General features: G+C 69.5%; 16 protein-coding genes. 11 read left to right on the plus strand and 5 right to left on the minus strand.

The features are described from left to right. Window positions 1–16: 16 nt before the first annotated feature. Entirely contained in the window at window positions 17–1480 is a 1464-nt protein-coding gene (locus QUD34_RS11365) for a sensor histidine kinase (RefSeq protein WP_286353821.1), read from the minus strand. Between the two features lie 46 nt (window positions 1481–1526). On the opposite strand from QUD34_RS11365, the gene QUD34_RS11370 reads away from it, so the two are divergent. From QUD34_RS11370 to nuoE, 10 genes are all read left to right on the plus strand, one after another. Then, window positions 1527–2798: a sensor histidine kinase gene (locus QUD34_RS11370; RefSeq protein WP_286353822.1), complete on the plus strand. Its 1272-nt coding sequence runs from the start codon at window positions 1527–1529 to the stop codon at window positions 2796–2798. Then, entirely contained in the window at window positions 2795–3418 is a 624-nt protein-coding gene (locus tag QUD34_RS11375; protein ID WP_286353823.1) for an RNA polymerase sigma factor, read from the plus strand. Before QUD34_RS11370 ends, QUD34_RS11375 begins: the two co-directional genes overlap by 4 nt. Then, a complete protein-coding gene (locus tag QUD34_RS11380; protein ID WP_286353824.1) occupies window positions 3415–4194 on the plus strand; it encodes a cupin domain-containing protein in 780 nt (259 codons plus the stop codon). Before QUD34_RS11375 ends, QUD34_RS11380 begins: the two co-directional genes overlap by 4 nt. A gap of 30 nt (window positions 4195–4224) precedes the next feature. Then, window positions 4225–5103 (plus strand): DMT family transporter, encoded by an 879-nt coding sequence (locus tag QUD34_RS11385; RefSeq protein ID WP_286353825.1) that lies wholly within the window; start codon window positions 4225–4227, stop codon window positions 5101–5103. Between the two features lie 84 nt (window positions 5104–5187). After that, window positions 5188–6600, plus strand: coding sequence for a [FeFe] hydrogenase H-cluster radical SAM maturase HydG (gene hydG / locus QUD34_RS11390; protein WP_286353826.1), 1413 nt, complete (start codon window positions 5188–5190; stop codon window positions 6598–6600). Window positions 6601–6615: 15 nt separating this feature from the next. Beyond that, window positions 6616–7836 (plus strand): [FeFe] hydrogenase H-cluster maturation GTPase HydF, encoded by a 1221-nt coding sequence (gene hydF, locus QUD34_RS11395; RefSeq protein ID WP_286353827.1) that lies wholly within the window; start codon window positions 6616–6618, stop codon window positions 7834–7836. Further along, on the plus strand, window positions 7829–8911 hold the full coding sequence (hydE, locus tag QUD34_RS11400; protein WP_286353828.1) for a [FeFe] hydrogenase H-cluster radical SAM maturase HydE: 1083 nt from the start codon (window positions 7829–7831) through the stop codon (window positions 8909–8911). The genes hydF and hydE overlap by 8 nt, the downstream gene beginning before the upstream one ends. A gap of 126 nt (window positions 8912–9037) precedes the next feature. Continuing rightward, window positions 9038–11218 (plus strand): NADH-ubiquinone oxidoreductase-F iron-sulfur binding region domain-containing protein, encoded by a 2181-nt coding sequence (locus QUD34_RS11405; RefSeq protein WP_286353829.1) that lies wholly within the window; start codon window positions 9038–9040, stop codon window positions 11216–11218. Between the two features lie 9 nt (window positions 11219–11227). Beyond that, entirely contained in the window at window positions 11228–12991 is a 1764-nt protein-coding gene (locus QUD34_RS11410) for an NADH-dependent [FeFe] hydrogenase, group A6 (protein WP_286353830.1), read from the plus strand. Beyond that, complete coding sequence (nuoE, locus tag QUD34_RS11415; protein WP_286353831.1) at window positions 12988–13551, plus strand: NADH-quinone oxidoreductase subunit NuoE; 564 nt, start codon at window positions 12988–12990, stop codon at window positions 13549–13551. Before QUD34_RS11410 ends, nuoE begins: the two co-directional genes overlap by 4 nt. Here the strand turns inward: nuoE and QUD34_RS11420 are convergent. Together QUD34_RS11420 and rsmI are read right to left on the minus strand one after the other, a co-directional pair. Continuing rightward, complete coding sequence (locus QUD34_RS11420; protein ID WP_286353832.1) at window positions 13503–14699, minus strand: MFS transporter; 1197 nt, start codon at window positions 14697–14699, stop codon at window positions 13503–13505. The genes nuoE and QUD34_RS11420 overlap by 49 nt on opposite strands. Continuing rightward, window positions 14699–15547 carry a 16S rRNA (cytidine(1402)-2'-O)-methyltransferase gene (gene rsmI / locus QUD34_RS11425; protein ID WP_286353833.1) on the minus strand — a complete coding sequence of 283 codons (849 nt, stop codon included), beginning with the start codon at window positions 15545–15547 and terminating at the stop codon, window positions 14699–14701. Before rsmI ends, QUD34_RS11420 begins: the two co-directional genes overlap by 1 nt. 80 nt (window positions 15548–15627) lie before the next feature. Here rsmI and QUD34_RS11430 point away from each other — a divergent pair, with 80 nt between their 5' ends. Next, complete coding sequence (locus QUD34_RS11430) at window positions 15628–16050, plus strand: hypothetical protein (protein ID WP_286353834.1); 423 nt, start codon at window positions 15628–15630, stop codon at window positions 16048–16050. A 16-nt stretch (window positions 16051–16066) separates the two neighbouring features. On the opposite strand, the gene QUD34_RS11435 is transcribed toward QUD34_RS11430, so the two are convergent. Continuing rightward, complete coding sequence (locus QUD34_RS11435) at window positions 16067–16762, minus strand: YdcF family protein (RefSeq protein WP_286353835.1); 696 nt, start codon at window positions 16760–16762, stop codon at window positions 16067–16069. Window positions 16763–16772: 10 nt separating this feature from the next. Continuing rightward, window positions 16773–18656, minus strand: coding sequence for a S9 family peptidase (locus QUD34_RS11440; RefSeq protein ID WP_286353836.1), 1884 nt, complete (start codon window positions 18654–18656; stop codon window positions 16773–16775). Window positions 18657–18720 lie beyond the last annotated feature (64 nt).

An 18720-nucleotide genomic window follows, 5' to 3' on the forward strand; every position in this document is an offset into this window, starting at 1 on the left:
ACCACCCGGGGCGGCTCTAGGCGATTGGGATCGTGATCCGCAAGGTGCTGCCCGTGCCCAGGCCCTCGCTGGACAGGCTGATGGTGCCGCCCATCATCTCCATGAGGTGCTTGCAGATGACCAGGCCGAGGCCAGTGCCCCCGTATTCCCGGCTGTGGCCCCCTTCGGCCTGGGCGAACTTCTGGAAGAGGCGGGCCTGGGCCTCGGGGCTCACGCCGATGCCGGTATCCACCACCAGCAGGGCGATGACGCCGGGATGGCGCTCCACCTGGATGCTCACCGTTCCTTCCTTGGTGAACTTCAGGGCGTTGGAGAGCAGGTTCAGGAGGACCTGCTTCAGGCGGCTCGGATCCACCATCACTTCGGGGATGTCCACCACCTCGGGCCACTCCAGCGTCACGGCGGGCTGGCGGGGGTAGGCCTCCGCGATGGGCTTCACCTCGTCGAGCAGGGGGGCGAGGGAGTGGGGTTCCGGATGAACCTCCATGCGTCCGGATTCGATCTTCGCGAGGTCGAGGATGTCGTTGAGCAGCCCCAGCAGGTGCTGGCCCGAGCTGTAGCTGTCCTGCAGCATGGAGCGCATTTCCTCGGCGTCGTCGTAGAGGCCGTCCATGACGAGGCGCGTGAAGCCCAGGATGCCCGTGAGGGGCGTGCGCAGCTCGTGGCTGGTGAGGGCGAGGAATTCGCTTTTCAGCTGATCGGCTTCCCGCAGGCGGTTGTTCACCCGCTCCAGCTCGAGGGTCTGGCTCTGCAGGGCATCGCGCTGTTCGGAGAGGTCGCGGAACAGCCAGGCGTTGTAGAGCGAAATGGCCGCCTGCCGCTGGAGGATGGCGATGGAATCCAGCTCCTCCTCCTCCACCCGGCGATCCGCGGGCATGGCGAGGACCACGAAGCCCAGCAGGAGCAGCTGGTGCTCGAAGGGGATGAAGTAGAGCGGCGCGCCTTCGGGACCCCGCAGCGCCTGGAGGGGATCCTCGCCGCAGGTGGCGTCCAGCCATTGGCTCTGGAACAGCACCAGGGGCGTATCCGGGAAGGGGTTCGGCGCCGGCAGGCGCATGGCGGACCAGGCCGGGCGGGGGAAGCCGAAGCCCTCCTTCGGCACATAACCGGAGCCGCCGTCCTCGAGCGCCCACACCACGGCCCGCGGGCAGTGGAATTCCTGGACGAGCACATCCAGCACCACGCTCACCACCTGCCCGCCCTTGGAGGTGGCGGCCAGGATCTCGGACACATGCTGGAGCATCTGCATCTGGTGGGAGCGCCGGCCCAGCTTGGCCCGGAGATCCCGCGCCTCGGCCGTGACCTGGGTCAGCTGCCGCTGGGATTGCAGGAGCTCCGCCAGCAGCTCGGCCCCCTGGGGCCGGGCGGCCGGGGCGCCCGGAACCTGTTTCGGGCCTGAACTGGCCTTGCCCGCCGGTGGCGCCACGGGATAGGTGGGCGGGATCGGTTTGGGGCCGGAGGAGGAGTTCGAGGCTGACATCGGACTCCAGGATGGCCTCCCGGAGCGACACTGCCAAGATGGGGGCATGGCCAATCGCGCCCAGACCTTCTCGCTGCAGCGGATCATTTTCCTGTCCGTGTCCGTCGTGCTGTGCGTCCAGGTGGGCTGGTGGATCAAGCTGCAGATCCGCGAATCGGGGCGTTTGCTGGCGGCCCGCTCGCAGGCCTTGAAGGCCGGACGGGCCGAGGCCTGGCAGATGGACAGCCTGAGGGTGCTCACCTACATCCACGGCCAGCCCGATCCGTCGTCCCGGCGCGGCGCCATTGAGGGCCGGGTCCCATCCATGCCCAGCCTGGAGGAGCGGCGGCAGGCCATCCACTCGACCTTCCCCTATGTGGCCATGGTGCCCTACCCCGTGGCACCGGATGATCCCCCCCTGCTGGACGGCTCCGCCTACCTGACCCTGCGCCCGGAGCCCCTGGCCGAGCTGGAGCGCCAGGAGCGCCATGCCATCATCCGCACCGGCAGCGAGGGCGCCTTCATGGTGGTGGCCGTGCTGTTCGGCTTCGTCGTCCTCTACCGGAAGCTGTCGGAGGAACTGGGCCTCAAGCTGCGCCAGCGCAACTTCACCTCCGCCGTCACCCACGAACTCAAGACCCCCATCGCCTCCCTGAAGGTCTGGACGGAGACGCTCTTCACCCGCAGCCTCGGCGAGGAGCAGCGCCAGCGGATCCGGGGTCTCATGGAGAAGGACCTGGACCGGCTCAATGAGCTGGTGGGCAACCTGCTCGATGTGGCCCGGGCCGAATCCGGGAGCCTCGTCCTCCACACGGCTCCGCTCGAGTTGGCCCCGTGGCTGCGGGGCGTCTGCGAAGGCATGGACCACCGGCTGGGGCCCGGGGCCCTGGGCCTGAAGCTCGAGACGACCCCGGAACCCCTGTGGGCCCAGGCGGACCCCAAAGCCCTCGGCACCGTCATCGAGAACCTGCTCTCCAACGCCTTCAAATACGCCGCCGAGCCCCGGGAGACCACCGTCACGCTGGACGGGGACGGCGAGGACATCCTCATCGTCGTCAGCGACCTGGGACATGGCATCGCCGCCAAGGACCTGCCCCGGATCTTCCATCGCTTCTTCCGGGTGGGCGACGAGATGACCCGCCAGGTGTCCGGCACGGGCCTCGGCCTGTTCCTCGTCAAGGAGATCGTGACCCGGCACGGCGGCGAGGTGCGGGTGTCCAGCCGCGGGCTCGGGCTGGGCTCGGCCTTCACCATCCGCCTGCCCCGGCTGGCGCCGCCCCTGGAAGCCCCGCAGGAGGCGACCGCCCCCGATCCGACGGGTTCCCTGGAGGCTGGATGAGCCCCACGCCCGGGGAGCGCCCCGAAACCGCCCTGGTCCAGGCCGCCGCCGCGGGGGACGCGGAGGCCTTCGAGGCCCTGGTCCGCCCCCACCTGGGCATGCTGTTCCGCGTCATCGACCGCATCCTGGGCAACGAGGCCGAAAGCCAGGACGCCCTGCAGGATGCCCTGCTCACCCTCCACCGGGAGCTCCCCGGCTTCCAGGGGGCCAGCAAGTTCAGCACTTGGGCCTACCGCATCTGCGTGAACCAGGCCCTCATGGCCCGCCGGAAGCGGGTCCGGCGCCGGGAGGACGCCATCGAGGATCTGATGCCACGATTCGGTGACGACGGGCATCACATGAATGTGGATGGGCTCCTCGAATGGAGCGAGGATGCGGAGGCGCTGATGAAGGTCGAACAGGAGGAGCTGAAGGCCCGGGTCCGGGCGGGCCTGGACCGCCTGTCCGACGACCAGCGGGCCGTCTTCGTCCTGCGCGACCTTGAGGGCTGGAACACCGATGAGATCAGCCGGCAGCTCGGCATCACCCGGGAGCTGGTGCGCCAGCGCGTGCACCGGGCCCGTCTGGCCCTGCGGGCCATGCTGCCCGAATTCGCACCCGGCCAGGGGGAGGAGCCATGACCCTGTTCATGCCGACCTGTGCCGAAGTGGTGGATCTGCTCACGGATTACGAGGAGGGCGCCCTGGGGCCCTTCCATTGGCTCGGACTCAAACTGCACCTGAGTCTGTGTCCCCCGTGCCGCGCCTTCCTGGACAGCTTCCACCGCACGGCCCCCATCCTGCGGGCCCTGTGGGGCAACCCCGCCGGGCCGGCCGCCGAGCGGGCCCTCGATGGCGCCCTGGCCGCCCTGCGGGAGGGCCGCCTGCCCCAGGGCCCCCAGCATCACCCCGAAGAGGAGGCCTGGCGCGCCCTCGAACCCGGCGGCGATCCCCTGACCGCGCTGCTGCTGCGGGTGCACCTGGGCCACTGCGGGACCTGCCGCGGCATCCACGGCCCCGGGCAGGCCCTCGCCTCCGGCGACCATCCCCTCGTCGCCCTCCGCCCCCTCCTCCCCCCGGAGGATCAGTGGGAGTGGACGCGCCACGGCCTTGGCGGCGCGCAGGTGGCCCGGCTCATGAAGGATCCCGCCACCGGCGCGACCCTGAGCCTGGCCCGCATGCCCGGCGGGCGGACCATGCCGGTCCACGGGCACCGGGGGCCCGAGCTGTCCCTGGTGCTGTCCGGCGCCCTCCAGGATGGCCCGGCGCACCTCCGGCCCGGCGACTGGATCGCCCACGGGCCGGACCATCAGCACGGCCCCACGGCCGATCAGGGAAGCGACTGCTGGACGCTGATCCGCCTGGAGGGCGGCGTGCAATTCCGGGGCTGGCGGAGCCTGCTGGGGGTCGTGGGCTGATTCCCTGAAGCGGCATGATCCAATGGATCCATGACCGGACATGGCGACAGGATGCGGGGCGCGGCCCTGGTGGCGTTGGCGGCCCTGCTCTGGAGTTCCAGCGGGCTCTTCATCAAGGTGCTGCCCCTCGGGGCCCTGCAGATCGCCTTCGCCCGCAGCCTGGTGGCGGCCCTCACCATCGCCCTGGTGGTGAAGCTCCGGGGCGGGCGCCCGTTCCCCCGGCCGGACGCCCTCGCCTTCGCGTGCGCCGCCGCCTATGCGGGGGTGCTCATCTTCTTCGTCGCCGCCACCAAGCTCACCACCGCCGCGAACGCGATCTTCCTCCAGTTCTCCGCCCCCATCTACCTGGTGTTCCTCGAGCCCCGGCTCGCCGGACGACCGGTGGCGCGCCGGGATCTCCTGGCGGTGATCCTCTGCCTCGGCGCCATGGGCCTCTTTTTCGTGGGCCGGCTCGGAGCGGGCACCCTGGCGGGCAACCTTCTCGGCGTGGTCTCCGGCCTCTGCCTGGCGCTCTTCTCCATGACCCTCAAGCTGCAGCGGGAACGCCGCCCCGAGGTCGATCCCATCGGCGCCATCATCCTCGGCAACCTGCTGGTGGCGGCCGTCTGCGCCCCCGCCCTGCCGGGCCTCCGGGTCACCCTGCCCCAGGCCGGCATCCTGCTCTACCTCGGCGTCTTCCAGATCGGCATCGCCTACCTGCTCTTCAACGCCGGGATGAAGCACCTGTCCGCCACGGCCGCCGTGGTGACCGGCACCCTGGAGGCCGTGCTCAATCCCGTCTGGGTCTTCCTCGGCATCGGCGAGCGCCCCTCGGCCTGGGCCCTTCTGGGCGGGCTGCTGATTCTCGGGACGATCATCTGGTACAGCCTGCCGCCGCGCCCGTCCGGACGCCGTTCCGCCCGGTTGTGACCAAGGTCCGCCGCTGCGGGGCTGGATCAAAGACAACCTGAGGGTTATGTTTGGCCAGCGGCGCGCCCCGCGGAGGTTCTTTCCATGCATGGCCCTTCGGAAGCATTCCCCCTGGATGAAGCGTCCATCGGCCGGCTGTTGGACGGCGCGCCGGCCCAGGACCCGGTGCGGGTGCGCGACATCCTCGCCCGGGCCCGGGAGCTGCGGGGTCTGGACGAGGCCGACCTCCCCGTCCTCATGGCCGTCCAGCGGCCCGATCTGCTGGACGAGCTGTTCCACGCAGCCGAACAGGTGAAGGAGGAGATCTATGGTCGGCGCATCGTCCTGTTCGCGCCGCTCTATGTATCGAACCTCTGCGGCAACGAGTGCCTCTACTGCGCGTTCCGGGCCTCCAACCGCGGCCTGACCCGCCGCGCCCTGGGCCAGGCGGAGATCGCCGCCGAGGTGTGCCACCTTCTGCGCCAGGGGCACAAGCGCCTGCTGCTCGTGGCCGGCGAGGCCTACCCCAAGGAGGGCCTGGACTACATCCTGAAGGCCATCCGCACGATCTACGCCACCCGCGAAGGCGCCGAGAGCATCCGGCGGGTGAATGTGAACATCGCCCCCCTGGATCTTCCCGACTTCCGGCGCCTCAAGGAAACCCAGATCGGCACCTATCAGCTGTTCCAGGAGACCTACCACCGGGCCACCTACGCCCTGATGCATCCCCGCGGCCTCAAGGCCGACTACGACTGGCGCCTGGGGTGCATGGACCGGGCCATGCAGGCGGGCATTGAGGATGTGGGCATCGGCGCCCTCTTCGGCCTCCATGATTGGCGCTTCGAGCTGCTGGCGCTCCTGCGCCACGCCCGCCACCTGGAAGATCGCTTCGGGTGCGGGCCCCACACCATCAGCGTGCCGCGCATCGAGCCCGCCGAAGGCTCCACCACCAGCGAAGCCCCGCCCTTCGCCGTGACGGACGCCGACTTCCGCAAGCTCGTCGCCATCCTCCGGCTGGCGGTGCCCTACACGGGGCTGATCCTCAGCACCCGCGAACGGCCGGAAGTCCGCCGCGAGGTCTTCCATCTGGGCATCAGCCAGATCAGCGCAGGCAGCCGCACCAACCCCGGCGGCTACCGGGAGGAGGAGGCCGGCAACGGCCCGGGCGATGGCGGCGCCCAGTTCTCCCTGGGCGATCACCGCGACCTGGATGAGGTGGTGCGCGACCTGGCGGAGTCCGGCTTCATCCCCAGCTTCTGCACTGGCTGCTATCGCATGGGCCGTACCGGCGCCGACTTCATGGATCTCGCCAAGCCTGGTGAGATCAAGCTCCATTGCCAACCCAACGCCCTCTCCACCCTCCAGGAGTTCGTGGAGGACCATGCCAGCCCCGCCACCCGCGCCGCGGCCGAAATCCTGGTCGCGGGGAGCCTCGCCGCCATGGACGACCGGGCCCGCACCCGCGCCGGGGCCATGGTGGCGCGCGTGCGGCGCGGCGAACGCGATGTGTTCTGCTGACGGATCGGAAACCCCATGCAGCCCGCGCCCCGCACCCTCCGCCTCCACATCGGCCTCTTCGGGCGCCGCAATGTGGGGAAGTCCTCCCTGCTGAACGCCCTCACGCGCCAGCAGGTCTCCCTCGTGTCCGAGCAGGCGGGCACCACCACGGATCCCGTGGAGAAGCCCATGGAGCTGCGGCCGCTGGGCCCGGTGCTCTTCGTGGATACGGCGGGTCTGGATGACGAGGGCGCCCTCGGGGGCCAGCGCATGGCCCGCACCCGCGCCGTCTTCGAGCGGGTGGACCTGGCCCTCCTCGTGGCCGAAGCCGGGGCCTGGGGCCCCTTCGAGGATGCCCTCCTGGCCGAGCTGAAGCAGCGGGACATCCCCACCGTGGGGGTCCTGAACAAGGCCGATCTCGCGGCGCCCCCGGAATCCGAATGGGCCCGCATCGAGGCCCTGGGGACGCCCTGCGTGCCGGTCTCCGCCCAGAGCGGCGAGGGGCTGCCGGAGCTGAAGGAGGCCCTGCTCCTGGCCGCGCCCGGCGGGTTCCTCGACTCCCGGCAACTGCTCGCGGACCTGGTCCCCGCGGGGCAGGTGGCGATCCTGGTGATGCCCATCGATTCGGAGGCCCCGAAGGGGCGCCTCATCCTGCCCCAGGTCATGGCCATCCGCGATCTGCTGGACGGCCACGGCCTGGCCCTGGTGGTGCAGGAAAACGAGCTGCCGGCGGCGCTGGAGGGGCTGAAGCGCCCCCCCGCCCTGGTCGTCACTGATTCCCAGGCCTTCCAGGGCGTCTCCACCCGGGTCCCCGCCGACATCCCCCTCACCTCCTTCAGCATCCTGTTGAGCCGGTTCCACGGCGACCTGCGGGCCCAGGTGCGTGGCACCGTCGCCATCGACCGCCTCCGCGGCGGCGAGCGCGTGCTGGTGGCCGAAGGCTGCACCCATCACCCCGGCGACGAGGACATCGGCCGCGTGAAGATCCCCCGCTGGCTCGAGACCAAAGTGGGCGCGCCGCTGCGCTTCGAGCACATCCAGGGGCGGGACTTCCCGACAGATCTCGCCCGCTACGCCCTGGTGGTCCACTGCGGGAACTGCATGGGCAACCGCCGCGAAATGCTGTCCCGCATCCAGCGCTGCGAGAACGCCGGGGTTCCCATCACCAACTACGGGCTGGCCATCGCCCGCGCCAAGGGCATCCTCGACCGCGCGCTGCGCCCCTTTCCGGAAGCCCTGGAGGCCCTGCGTGGCTGACCTCGACCAGGGCCGCGTGAAGGCCTGGCTCATGGAGGACGACCCCGCCGCCCTCGAACGCCTCTGGGCCGAGGCGGATGCGGTGCGCCGGGCCCGGGTCGGCGACGAGGTCCACCTGCGCGGCCTCATCGAAGCCTCCAGCTTCTGCGTGCGCGCCTGCCATTACTGCGGGCTGCGGGCTCCCGCCCGGGGCCTGGACCGCTACCGCATGACGGGGGAGGAGATCCTCGAGGCGGCCCGGGAGGCCCACCGCCTCGGCTACGGCAGCGTGGTCATCCAGGCCGGAGAGGACCCGGGCCTCGATCAGGCCTTCATCGCGGAGGCGGTGCGGGCCATCAAGGCCGACACGCCCCTCGCCGTCACGCTTTCCCTGGGGGAACGGAGCGACGAGGAGCTGGCCGCCTGGAAGGCCGCCGGGGCGGACCGCTACCTGCTGCGCTTCGAGACCGGCGATCCGGAGCTGTACCACCTCATCCATCCGGATCTGCCGGGCCGGCCCAGCGACCGCCTGGCCCAGCTCCGCCGCATGCGGGACATGGGCTACGAGATCGGCACCGGCGTGATGGTGGGCATCCCGGGCCAGACCTGGGACATCCTCGCCGCCGACCTGCTCCGCTTCCGCGAATTCGACATGGACATGCTCGGGATCGGCCCCTTCCTGCCCAGCCCCCGGACGCCCATGGGCGGGCCGGATGCCCCGTCCTACCTGGCCCTGCGGGACCAGGTCCCCAATGACGAACTCACCACCCTCAAGGCCGTGGCCCTGACGCGACTGCTCTGCCCCGAGGCCAACATCCCCAGCACCACCGCCCTCGCCACCCTCGACCACGCCCAGGGACGCGAGCTGGCCCTGATGCGCGGGGCCAATGTCGTGATGCCCAATGTGACGCCCGTGGGCTATCGCATCCGCTACGAGATCTACCCCGGCAAGGCCTGCGTGAGCGAGACGGCGGAGGCCTGCCGGGGCTGCCTGGAAACCCGCATCCGCGCCCTGGGAAGGCAGGTCGGCCGGGGGCCTGGGGGCCGCCTCAGAACAGAGTGTAAAGATTTAGCCGGATGTGATTTCCATCACTGACCTATCGGTCATCAATGAGCAGACTCCCTGTGCAGCTGATGTCCGGTCCGCGGTGTCGGGTCCCCACCCCCCGCCGTCCTCCACATCTTTGAATCCACCCGTCCCGAGCGGGTGGCAGGAGAGTTCATGCCTCTTCCCGTGAGCGACTTCTACCGGTCCCTGGCGGACCGCGCCGTCCGGACCCTGGCCGACAGGGATCTGGAGAACCGGATCATCATCCAGGTGGGATCCGCCACCTGCGAGCACGCGGCGGGATCCCAGGCCGTGGCCGAGGAGTTCATCCGGCACATCCGGGCCTCCGGCCGGAAGGACATCGTCATCCATCGCACGGGCTGCACGGGCCGCTGCTCGCGCGAGCCCATCCTCGGCGTGCGCCTGCCCGGCCAGCTGCCCGTCAAGTACGAGCGGGTCAACCGCGATCTGGTCCATCGCATCTTCACCGAGCACATCCAGGGCGGCGCCCCGGTGATGAAGCATGTGCTGGACCACAGTGGCGAGGTGCTGCCCGAGCGCGAGTTCCTGTTCTGCGAAGGAGACCGCTGCCAGCGGGGTGGCGTGGACCTCCGCGTCCGGTTCCTGGAGCTGCTTGCCGAGCACGGCGTCGAACCCCACCGCGTGGGCGTGGCCACCACCAGCTGCTTCGGGGCCTGCGGCCTCGCGGGCGGTCCCGCCGCCAACTATCTCCTGGTCCGCCCCGAGAAGATCCTCTATCGCGTGACTTCCGAGGCTGATCTGCTGGACATCCTACAGGACCATGTCCTCCAAGGCCGGGTGGTCACCCGCCTGCAGGTGCAGGAGGAGCCCATCGCCCTCGAGTTCCTGGAACGCTACGGGGATGTGGCGTTCTTCAACCGCCAGAGCCGCATCGCCCTGCGAAACGCGGGCGTCGTCGATCCCGAGAGCCTCGATGAATACCTCGGCTTCGACGGCTTCAAGGCCCTGGCCACCGCCCTGGAGCGCCGCGACCCCGACTGGGTGATCTCCGAACTCACCAAGGCCCGGCTCCGGGGTCGCGGCGGCGGCGGCTTCCTCACGGCCACCAAGTGGACCCTGGCGCGCAAACAGGCCGACACCACCCGCTTCATCATCTGCAACGGCGACGAGGGCGACCCGGGCGCCTTCATGGACCGCTCCATGCTCGAGAGCGATCCCTTCAACATCGTCGAGGGCATGATCATCGGCGGCTTCGCCATCGGCGCGCAGAAGGGGTTCTTCTACATCCGGGCCGAATATCCGCTGGCCATCAAGCGCATCGAACAGGCCATCGCCGCCTGCCGCGCCCAGGGGCTGCTCGGCCGGGACATCATGGGCTCCGGCTTCGACTTCGACCTGGAGATCCGGCTCGGCGCGGGCGCCTTCGTCTGCGGCGAGGAGACGGCCCTCATCCGCTCCATCGAAGGCGAGCGGGGCCAGCCGAAGGTGCGCCCACCCTACCCCACCGACCGCGGCCTGTGGGGCCACCCCACGGTGATCAACAATGTGGAGACCTTCGCCAATGTCTCCGCCATCCTGCGCTACGGCGGCGACTGGTATTCCCGCATCGGCACCGAGAAGAGCGGCGGGACGAAGGTCTTCGCCCTGGCGGGCAAGGTCCGGCATACGGGCCTCGTGGAGGTGCCGCTGGGCACGACGCTCTCCCGGGTGGTGAATGACATCGGCGGCGGCGTCTCCGGCGGCAAGCAGCTCAAGGCCATCCAGACCGGCGGCCCCGCGGGCGGCTTCATCCCCGCGGCCATGCAGGGCATGGAGGTGGACTTCGAGCCACTGCAGAAGGCCGGCTCCATCATGGGCTCCGGCGGCATGATCGTCCTGAGCGAGGACGACTGCATGGTCGACATCGCGAAGTTCTACATGGCCTTCAGCCAGGAGGAGAGCTGCGGGAAGTGCACGCCCTGTCGGGAGGGCACCACGCGCATCCTCGAGATCCTGGAGCGCATCACCCTGGGCAAGGGAGAGCTGGCCGACCTGGACAAGCTCGAGCGCCTGTCCCGCCTCTGCCAGCGCACCAGCCTTTGCGGGCTGGGCCGCGCCGCGCCGAACCCCGTGCTCTCCAGCCTCAAGCACTTCCGCAGCGAGTTCCTGGCCCACATCCAGGACAAGCATTGCCCCGCGAAGAAGTGCGTGGCCCTGATCCGCTACGAGATCAACCCGGAGAAGTGCATCGGCTGCACCATCTGCGATCGCAACTGCCCCGTGGAGTGCATCTCCGGCGCCCGCAAGGAGGCCCATGTGATCGACCAGGCCGCCTGCATCAAGTGCGGCAATTGCTTCGATGTCTGCAAGTTCGCTGCAATCGACAGGGTGTAGGAGTCTGCGATGTCCCAGATGATCAGCCTCAAGATCGACGGCGAGCCCATCCTCGTTCCGGCCGGAACCACGGTCATGGACGCGGCGGAAACCCTCGGCATCCACATCCCCCGCCTCTGCTACCACCCCGAGCTCAGCCTCGAGGGCAACTGCCGGGTCTGCGTGGTGCAGGTCGAGGGCTTCGACCACTGCCTGGCCTCCTGCGCCACCACCGCCTGGGAGGGCATGGAGGTCCAGACCAACAGCCCCGTCATCCGCGAGGCCCGCCGCGACATCGTGGAACTGCTGCTGGACAACCACCCCAAGGACTGCCAGACCTGCGACCGCGATGGCATCTGCGAACTGCAGAACCTGGCCTACCGCATGGGCGTGCGCGAGCGGCACTTCGAGGGCAGGCGCAAGCAGTTCCCCATCGACGACGCCGGGGCCTCCGTGGTGCGCAACGCGGAAAAGTGCATCCTCTGCGGCCGCTGCATCCGGGTCTGCGGTGAGGTGCAGGGCGTGTTCAACCTCAGCCAGCACGGCCGCGGCTTCACCACCGTGGTGGGCCCCGCCAACCTGGCGCCCATGGACGAGAGCGCCTGCATCCAGTGCGGCCAGTGCGTGAGCGTGTGCCCCACGGCCGCCTTCCTCGAACAGGATCACACCGAGCGCGTGTGGAAGGCGCTCGGGTTCCCCCGGACGGAAAAGCATGTGGTGGTCACCACCGCCCCCGCCATCCGCGCCGCCCTCGGCGAGGCCTTCGGCCTGCCCATGGGCACGCCGGTCACCGGGAAGATGGTCACGGCCCTGCGCCGCATGGGCTTCGACGCCATCTTCGATGTCAACTTCAGCGCCGACCTCACCATCATGGAAGAGGCCCACGAACTGCTGAACCGCCTCGATGGCGGCGGCCCCCTGCCCCTGCTCACCTCCTGCAGCCCCGGCTGGGTGAGCTTCCTGGAGAAGTTCTATCCGGAGCTCATCCCCCACATGTCGAGCTGCAAGAGCCCGATGCAGATGCAGTCCACCCTCATCAAGACCTACTACGCGCAGCAGAAGGGGCTGGATCCCAAGGACATCTATGTGGTGTCCGTCATGCCCTGCGTGGCCAAGAAGTTCGAAGCCGCCCGCCCCGAGCATGTCCTCGATGGAAGCCCCACCACGGACGCGGTCATCACCACGCGCGAGCTGGCCCAGATGATCAAGTCCTACGGCATCGACTTCACCCGCCTGCCCGACAGCGACTTCGACCACCCCCTGGGGACCTCGTCGGGAGCCGGCGACATCTTCGGCGCCACCGGCGGCGTGATGGAGGCGGCACTGCGCACGGCGGCCTTCAAGCTCACCGGGAAGAACCTCGGAAACCTGGAACTGACCGAAGTCCGCGGCGTCACCGGCGAGATCCGGGAGGCCACCGTGACCCTGGCCGGAAAGACCCTGAATGTGGCCGTGGCCAACGGCCTCCAGAACGCCAAGATCCTCCTCGAGGCGGTGAAGCGCGGCGAGAAGGACTACCACCTCATCGAAATCATGGCCTGCCCCGGCGGCTGCATCTGCGGGGGCGGCCAGCCCTACCCGCCCATCGGCACCTACACCATGAACCACGACCTGGCCCGGGCCCGCGCCAAGGCCCTCTACAGCATCGATTCCGCCAAGACCCTGCGCTGCAGCCACGACAACCCCGATGTGCAGAAGCTCTATGCCGACTTCCTCGGCGAGCCCCTGAGCCACCGGGCCCATGAGTTGCTCCACACCCACTACACCGCCCGCACGCCCCGGGGGATCCGATGAGCGACTGCCGCCCCTGCTCCACCGACAACTGGCCCGAGCTGGAACGCGGTTTCCGCGCCATGCTGCCCGAGGACATCCTCGCCTTCATCGATGCCCACCGGCACCAGGAGCGCAGCGAGAGCCTGCTCATCGCCACGCTCCACCAGGTGCAGGCCCACTTCGGCCACCTGGGCCCCGGCCACCTCGAGGCCGTGGCCCAGCTCATGCAGATCCCCCTGGCCAAGGTCACGGGGGTCGCCACCTTCTACCACTACTTCCGGCTCCAGCCCCGCGGCAGGTACCTCATCAATGTCTGTCTCGGCACCGCCTGCTATGTGAAGGGCGCGGAGAAGGTGGCCCAGAAGCTCCAGGACGAGCTGGGCATCCGCTTCGGCGAGACCAGCAAGGACGGCATCTTCAGCCTCGAGAGCACCCGCTGCGTGGGTACCTGCGGCCTGGCGCCCGTGGTGATGATCGGTGACGAGGTCCACGGCCCGCTCACGCCCAGCCAGGTGCCCGGCCTGCTGGAGAGCTACCTCGCCCGCGCCGCCGAGGACCTGGTGGCCGAACCGTCCCGCTGAGCCAGCCGCATCTCCACCACGCCGGTGCTCAGGGGCACCAGCAGCACGCCCGCCGCCAGCGCCACCACCCCATGCCAGCCCGCCAGGTGGTAGGCGTGGCCACTGAGGGTGATGCCCGCGGCGCCCCCCAGGTAGTAGAAGAGCACATAGAAGGCGTTGGCCCGGCCCCGTCCGGCGCTGAGCTTGCGGTTCAGGGCTCCCGCCGCCGAGGCGTGGAGGGTGAAGAAGCCGGCGCAGATCAGGGCCAGGGCCACGGCCATGGCCCAGCCCCGGGGGACCAGGGTGACCGCGAGCCCCGCCCCGAAGGTCAGCGCCCCCACCACCATGGCCGTACCGTTGCCGACGCGGTTGCTGAGGCGCCCCGCCAGGGGCCCCGCCACCACGCCCACGAGGTAGGAGAGGTAGAGCAGGGTCACCGCCCGGGTGGACCAGTGGAAGGGCGCGCCGTGGAGGTAGAAGGGCATGTAGTTGAAGACCGACGAGAACACGAAGAAGGCCCCGGCGCTCACGCAGTAGAGGCGGAACAGGTCGTGCCGGAACAGCACATCGCGGAAGCGCACCGTCTCGGCCCCGCGGATCTCGTCGTGGCGCTCTCTGGGCAGCCCGGCATGGGCTGCCAGGGTGGCCACCAGCAGCAGGCCCGCCGCGACGAGGAAGGCCCAGCGCCAGTGGGCCGGCGGCAGGACGAACCCGCCCAGCAGGCGACCCGAGAGCCCCCCGACGACCGTGGCGGACACATAGGAGCCCATCACCACATTGAGCCGCTCCGCGGGCATCTCCCGGGCCAGGTAGGCGGCCAGGCAGGTGGTGAGAGCCGGCACGAAGAGCCCCTGCAGGAACCGCGCGGCCACCAGCAGCGGCAGGGTGGGCGCCAGGGCCGAGGCCACTCCCGCCGCCGAGACCACCAGGCCGCCCGTGAGCAGGATCGGGCGGATGGGCAGCCGGTCCGCCAGCGCCCCGAAGGGCAGGTTCGCCACGGCGATGCCCAGCACCACGGCCGACACCGTCATCGAGGCGGCACCCTCGCCCACCCCGAAGGTCTGCCGCAGCACCGGCAACACCGGCTGGGGGATGTAGACCGTGGTGAACACGGCACTGACCAGCGCGAACACCAGCCACTGGAGGCGGGTGGCGGGGTCCTTCGGCATCAGAGCTCCGCCGCCAGCCGGTAGATCTCCGAGGCGGACACGCCCAGATGCTTGGCCAGGGGCTTCACGGCCTCGCGGAGGGTCATGCCGCCTTCCCGGGCGGCGGCGAGGTAGGCCTCGGCCCAGGCCGGCAACGCGCCCTCGAAAGTGGCCTCGCTTTCGGTGACCAGGCGCTTCGCATCGGCCCCCGCCAGCACCAGCACCATCTCCCCGCGGTCCTCGCGGCCGAGTTGGGCCTTCACCTGGGCGGGCGTGCCGCGATACCAGGTCTCGTGCAGCTTGGTCAGCTCCCGACCCAGGGCGATCTCCCGGTCCGGCAGCAGGGCCTCCAGGTCCGAAAGCGTCTCGTGGATGCGGTGGGGCGTCTCGAAGACCACGACGGTCTCCTCCTCCGCGCCGAGCTTCTTCAGCATGGTGCGGCGGGGCTCGCTGCGGTTGGGCAGGTAGCCCCAGAAGCTGAAGGCGTGGCTGGGCAGGCCCGAGGCCACCACCGCCAGCAGCACGGCCGAGGCCCCGGGCAGCACCGTCACCCTGGCTCCGGCGGCCCGGGCGGCCCGGGCGATCTCGAAGCCGGGATCGTTGATGCCGGGCATGCCCGCATCGCTGCAGTAAGCCACCGTGCGGCCCGACATCAACTCCAGCCCCAGCCGCTCGAAGGCGGCGGCGCCGGCGTGGTCGTCGAAGCGCAGCATGGGCTTGTCGATGCCAAGGTGCTTGAGCAGGCCCCCGGTGCGCCGCGTATCCTCGCAGGCCACCAGGTCGGCCTCGGCCAGGGCCTCCTTGGCGCGATCCGTGAGATCGCCGAGGTTGCCGATGGGCGTGGGGACGAGAATGAGGTGGCCAGTCATGATCCATCCAGTCTGGCAGCCCTCCCTTCCTTGCGGCACCGAGGCGCCCCCCTCCCCCCGAACTCGCGTAGGCTGCTGTCATGCGCCACCCATTCCTCACCGCCCTCTCCGTCGCACCCTTGGCGGCCCTGGTGGCCTGCGTCACCCCGGCCCACACGCCCACCTACCCCCGGGGCTACCCTGGCCTGAAGGGCGTCATGAACCACCTGCCCGACGGCCGATGGCAGTTCGTGCTGGAGTTGCCCAATCCTGATCGCCGCCGCACCTACCGCCTGGAGACCGAGGAGCGCCTGGAGGTCCGCCTGGATCTGGACTCACCCAAGAGCTGGGCCACCTGGACGGTGGATGCGGCGCGGGTGGAGAACGGGAAGTCCTTCCAGATGAAGCTCTGGGTTGACGGCGACGACTTCCCGCTCAATGTGGCCTATCCCAAGGGCGGCCGGGACTACGGCCGGGAGGGGGCCAGCGCCCTCATCTACTTGAGCATCCTTCCCCGGCACTGAACCCCCGGGGCGGGCTTCAGGTCACCCGCTCCAGCTGCCGTTCGCTACGGATCAAGCGGCTGTAGGCCATGCCGGTGTGGTACCAGTGCAGCAGAAAGGCCTCCTGGAGGGCCCGCCCCCACCAGCGAAGGGTTCCGGCCAGCGGCGGACAGCCGGGCGCGGGGCGGCAGCGCACCTCCAGGTCCAGCCCCCGGGCGGTGGCCCCGGCCCGGGTGAGGTGCAGCGGGTCCGTGACCAGCAGGAGGGTTCGCCACCCCTGGCCGCGCAGGTGCGCCCGCACATTGAAGAGGTTCTCGAGGGTGTGCTGGCTGCGGTCCTCCAGGAGGATCGCCCCTCCGGGGACGCCCCGGGCCAGCAGCCAGTCCCGGCCGGCCTCGGCCTCGCTGCGCAGCGCCGTTCCGGTGGTCCCCCCGGCCACGATGATCCGCGGGGCGAACCCCTGCCGCCAGAGCCCTTCGGCGTGGGCCAGCCGCGCCTCGAAGACTGGCGTCAACGCATTGGCCTCCAGCTTCCGGCCCAACACCAGGATCGCATCCGAGGCCACGGGTTCCTCGCCGTGGGCTCCCCGGAGCACCTGCCGCAGCCGGAACAGCACCGGCAGGCCCAGCAGGCCGAGGCTCGTGAGCAGCGCCAGCGCCAATGAAACCGCCCCACCGGGCCCCAGCTTCTGGCGGAAGCTGGCGCGGGGCGGGGCGTGGTAGGGGGCGTTCATCCCCCCCAGTCTAGGGCTTCAGGTGCTTGGCCAGGAACCGTTCCATGGCCTCGTAGAAGGCGAACCGGTTCTCTTCGTTGCGGAACCCGTGTCCCTCGTTGTCCTTCACCAGGTACTCCACCTCGACGCCGCGCTTCTTCAGGGCCTCGACCATCTGGTCGCTTTCGGCCTTGTTCACGCGGGGATCCTTGGCTCCCTGGGCGATGAAGAGGGGGGTCTTGATCCGGTCGGCGTGGAACACCGGACTGGCGGCCTTCAGCAGTTCCTTGTCCTTCTCGGGGTTGCCCACCATCTCGTACATCATGTCCAGGAACGGCTTCCAGTAGGGCGGGATGGTGGTCATGAAGGTGAAGAGGTTGGAGACGCCCACATAGTCCACCGCGGCGGCGTAGAGGTCCGGCGTGTAGGTGATGCCCGCCAGGGTGGCGTATCCACCGTAGCTGCCGCCGTAGATGGCCACGCGCTTGGGATCGGCGATGCCCTGCTTGATGAGCCACTGCACGCCGTCGGTGACATCATCCTGCATGCTGCGGCCCCACTGCTTGAAGCTGGCTTCCCAGAACGACCGGCCGTATCCGGTGGAGCCGCGGAAGTTCATCTGGAACACCGCGTAGCCGCGGCTGGCCAGGAACTGCACCTCGGGGTTGAACCGCCAGACATCGCGGGCCCAGGGGCCGCCGTGGGGATTCACGACCACGGGCAGGTTCTTGGCCTCCTTGCCCTTGGGCAGGGTCAGGTAGCCGTGGATCGTGAGGCCGTCGCGGGAGGCGTAGGAGACAGGCTTCATCTCGGTGAGGTCGGCTTCCTTGAGCCAGGGGGCCACCTCGGCCAGGAAGGTCAGCTTGCCCGTCGCCTTCTCGAACAGGTAGCGCTTGCCCCGGGTGCGGTCGCTGGTCGTGGAGACGATGACCTTGTCCTCGGCCTTGGTGTAGGGTCCGAGCACGATGTCGTAGCCCGGCAGCTGGGCCTGGACCTTGTCGAACACGGCCTTGGTTTCCGCGTCGAGGAAGTGCCGCTGGGTCTTCCAGGTGGTGTAGGAGATCTCCGTCAGGACCTTCCGCTTCTTCGAAAAGCTCAGCCCGGTGACATCCACATCGGAGCGCTCGAAGAGGAGCTTCCCCTCCTTGGCGGTGGCCGGGTCGAATTCGAAGATGGCCGCCTTGTCGCGTCCGCGGTTGGAGGCCACATAGAGCTTCTTGTTGTCGAAGGTGAAGAAGAGCGGCGCCAGCGTCTCCTTGAAGTTCGTGGTCAGGATCGGCTTGAAGGGATCCTGCTCCTTTTCCCGGTAGAGCAGCGAGCTGTTGACGCCATCGGTGGTCGTGGCGATCCGCACCCGTCCGGCGTGATCGGTCACCCAGCCCGTGATGTTCCCGGGGTTCTGGGCCACGAGGGTCTCCTTCCCCGTCTTCACATCCACCCGGTAGACATCGAAGACCCGGGCATCGCGGCGGTTGTGGGAGAGCAGCAGGTGCTGGTCGTCGTTCTCGAGGTCATCCACGATCTCGGCGCGGAGCTTGTCCCCGGGGGTCAGGTCCTTCAGGTCCTTCCCGGCCAGGTCGACGCTCACCACATGGAAGTTCTCGTCTCCTCCGAAGTCCTTCACATAGAGGATCCGGTCGCCCTTCCAGAAGTAGCCCGAGATGTCCCGGGCGGTTTCGGCGGTGACGCGGGTCTCGCTCCCTCCGGCCAGGGGCCGCACGAAGACATTCAGGCGGCTCTGATAGGGGGCCACCCAGGCCAGGTGCTTGCCGTCGGGCGAGATCGAGAATCCCGTCTTCTCGGGGTTGCGGAAGAAATCCTGGAGGGTGGGCGGCGCCGCCGTGGCGGGCATCGCGCCGATGGTGCAGCACAAAGCCAGGCCCACGAGAATGGACCGGATGGGAACCCGTTGCATGGGACCTCCGAAAAAGGAGCTGTTCATCGGGAGGACGAACCTCCGCTGGGGATACTCGGAAAGC

Source organism: Geothrix oryzae, from assembly GCF_030295385.1.
Classification (GTDB): domain Bacteria; phylum Acidobacteriota; class Holophagae; order Holophagales; family Holophagaceae; genus Geothrix; species Geothrix oryzae.

Bases quoted from the DNA above. Each gene is read 5' to 3' on its own strand.
- QUD34_RS11405 (WP_286353829.1), top strand. From the start codon at position 9,038: ATGCCTCTTCCCGTGAGCGACTTCTACCGGTCCCTGGCGGACCGCGCC.
- nuoE (WP_286353831.1), top strand. From the start codon at position 12,988: ATGAGCGACTGCCGCCCCTGCTCCACCGACAACTGGCCCGAGCTGGAA.
- QUD34_RS11370 (WP_286353822.1), top strand. From the start codon at position 1,527: ATGGCCAATCGCGCCCAGACCTTCTCGCTGCAGCGGATCATTTTCCTG.
- QUD34_RS11365 (WP_286353821.1), bottom strand. From the start codon at position 1,480: ATGTCAGCCTCGAACTCCTCCTCCGGCCCCAAACCGATCCCGCCCACC.
- QUD34_RS11385 (WP_286353825.1), top strand. From the start codon at position 4,225: ATGACCGGACATGGCGACAGGATGCGGGGCGCGGCCCTGGTGGCGTTG.
- QUD34_RS11440 (WP_286353836.1), bottom strand. From the start codon at position 18,656: ATGCAACGGGTTCCCATCCGGTCCATTCTCGTGGGCCTGGCTTTGTGC.
- QUD34_RS11375 (WP_286353823.1), top strand. From the start codon at position 2,795: ATGAGCCCCACGCCCGGGGAGCGCCCCGAAACCGCCCTGGTCCAGGCC.
- QUD34_RS11420 (WP_286353832.1), bottom strand. From the start codon at position 14,699: ATGCCGAAGGACCCCGCCACCCGCCTCCAGTGGCTGGTGTTCGCGCTG.
- QUD34_RS11410 (WP_286353830.1), top strand. From the start codon at position 11,228: ATGTCCCAGATGATCAGCCTCAAGATCGACGGCGAGCCCATCCTCGTT.
- QUD34_RS11380 (WP_286353824.1), top strand. From the start codon at position 3,415: ATGACCCTGTTCATGCCGACCTGTGCCGAAGTGGTGGATCTGCTCACG.
- hydG (WP_286353826.1), top strand. From the start codon at position 5,188: ATGCATGGCCCTTCGGAAGCATTCCCCCTGGATGAAGCGTCCATCGGC.
- rsmI (WP_286353833.1), bottom strand. From the start codon at position 15,547: ATGACTGGCCACCTCATTCTCGTCCCCACGCCCATCGGCAACCTCGGC.
- QUD34_RS11430 (WP_286353834.1), top strand. From the start codon at position 15,628: ATGCGCCACCCATTCCTCACCGCCCTCTCCGTCGCACCCTTGGCGGCC.
- QUD34_RS11435 (WP_286353835.1), bottom strand. From the start codon at position 16,762: ATGAACGCCCCCTACCACGCCCCGCCCCGCGCCAGCTTCCGCCAGAAG.
- hydF (WP_286353827.1), top strand. From the start codon at position 6,616: ATGCAGCCCGCGCCCCGCACCCTCCGCCTCCACATCGGCCTCTTCGGG.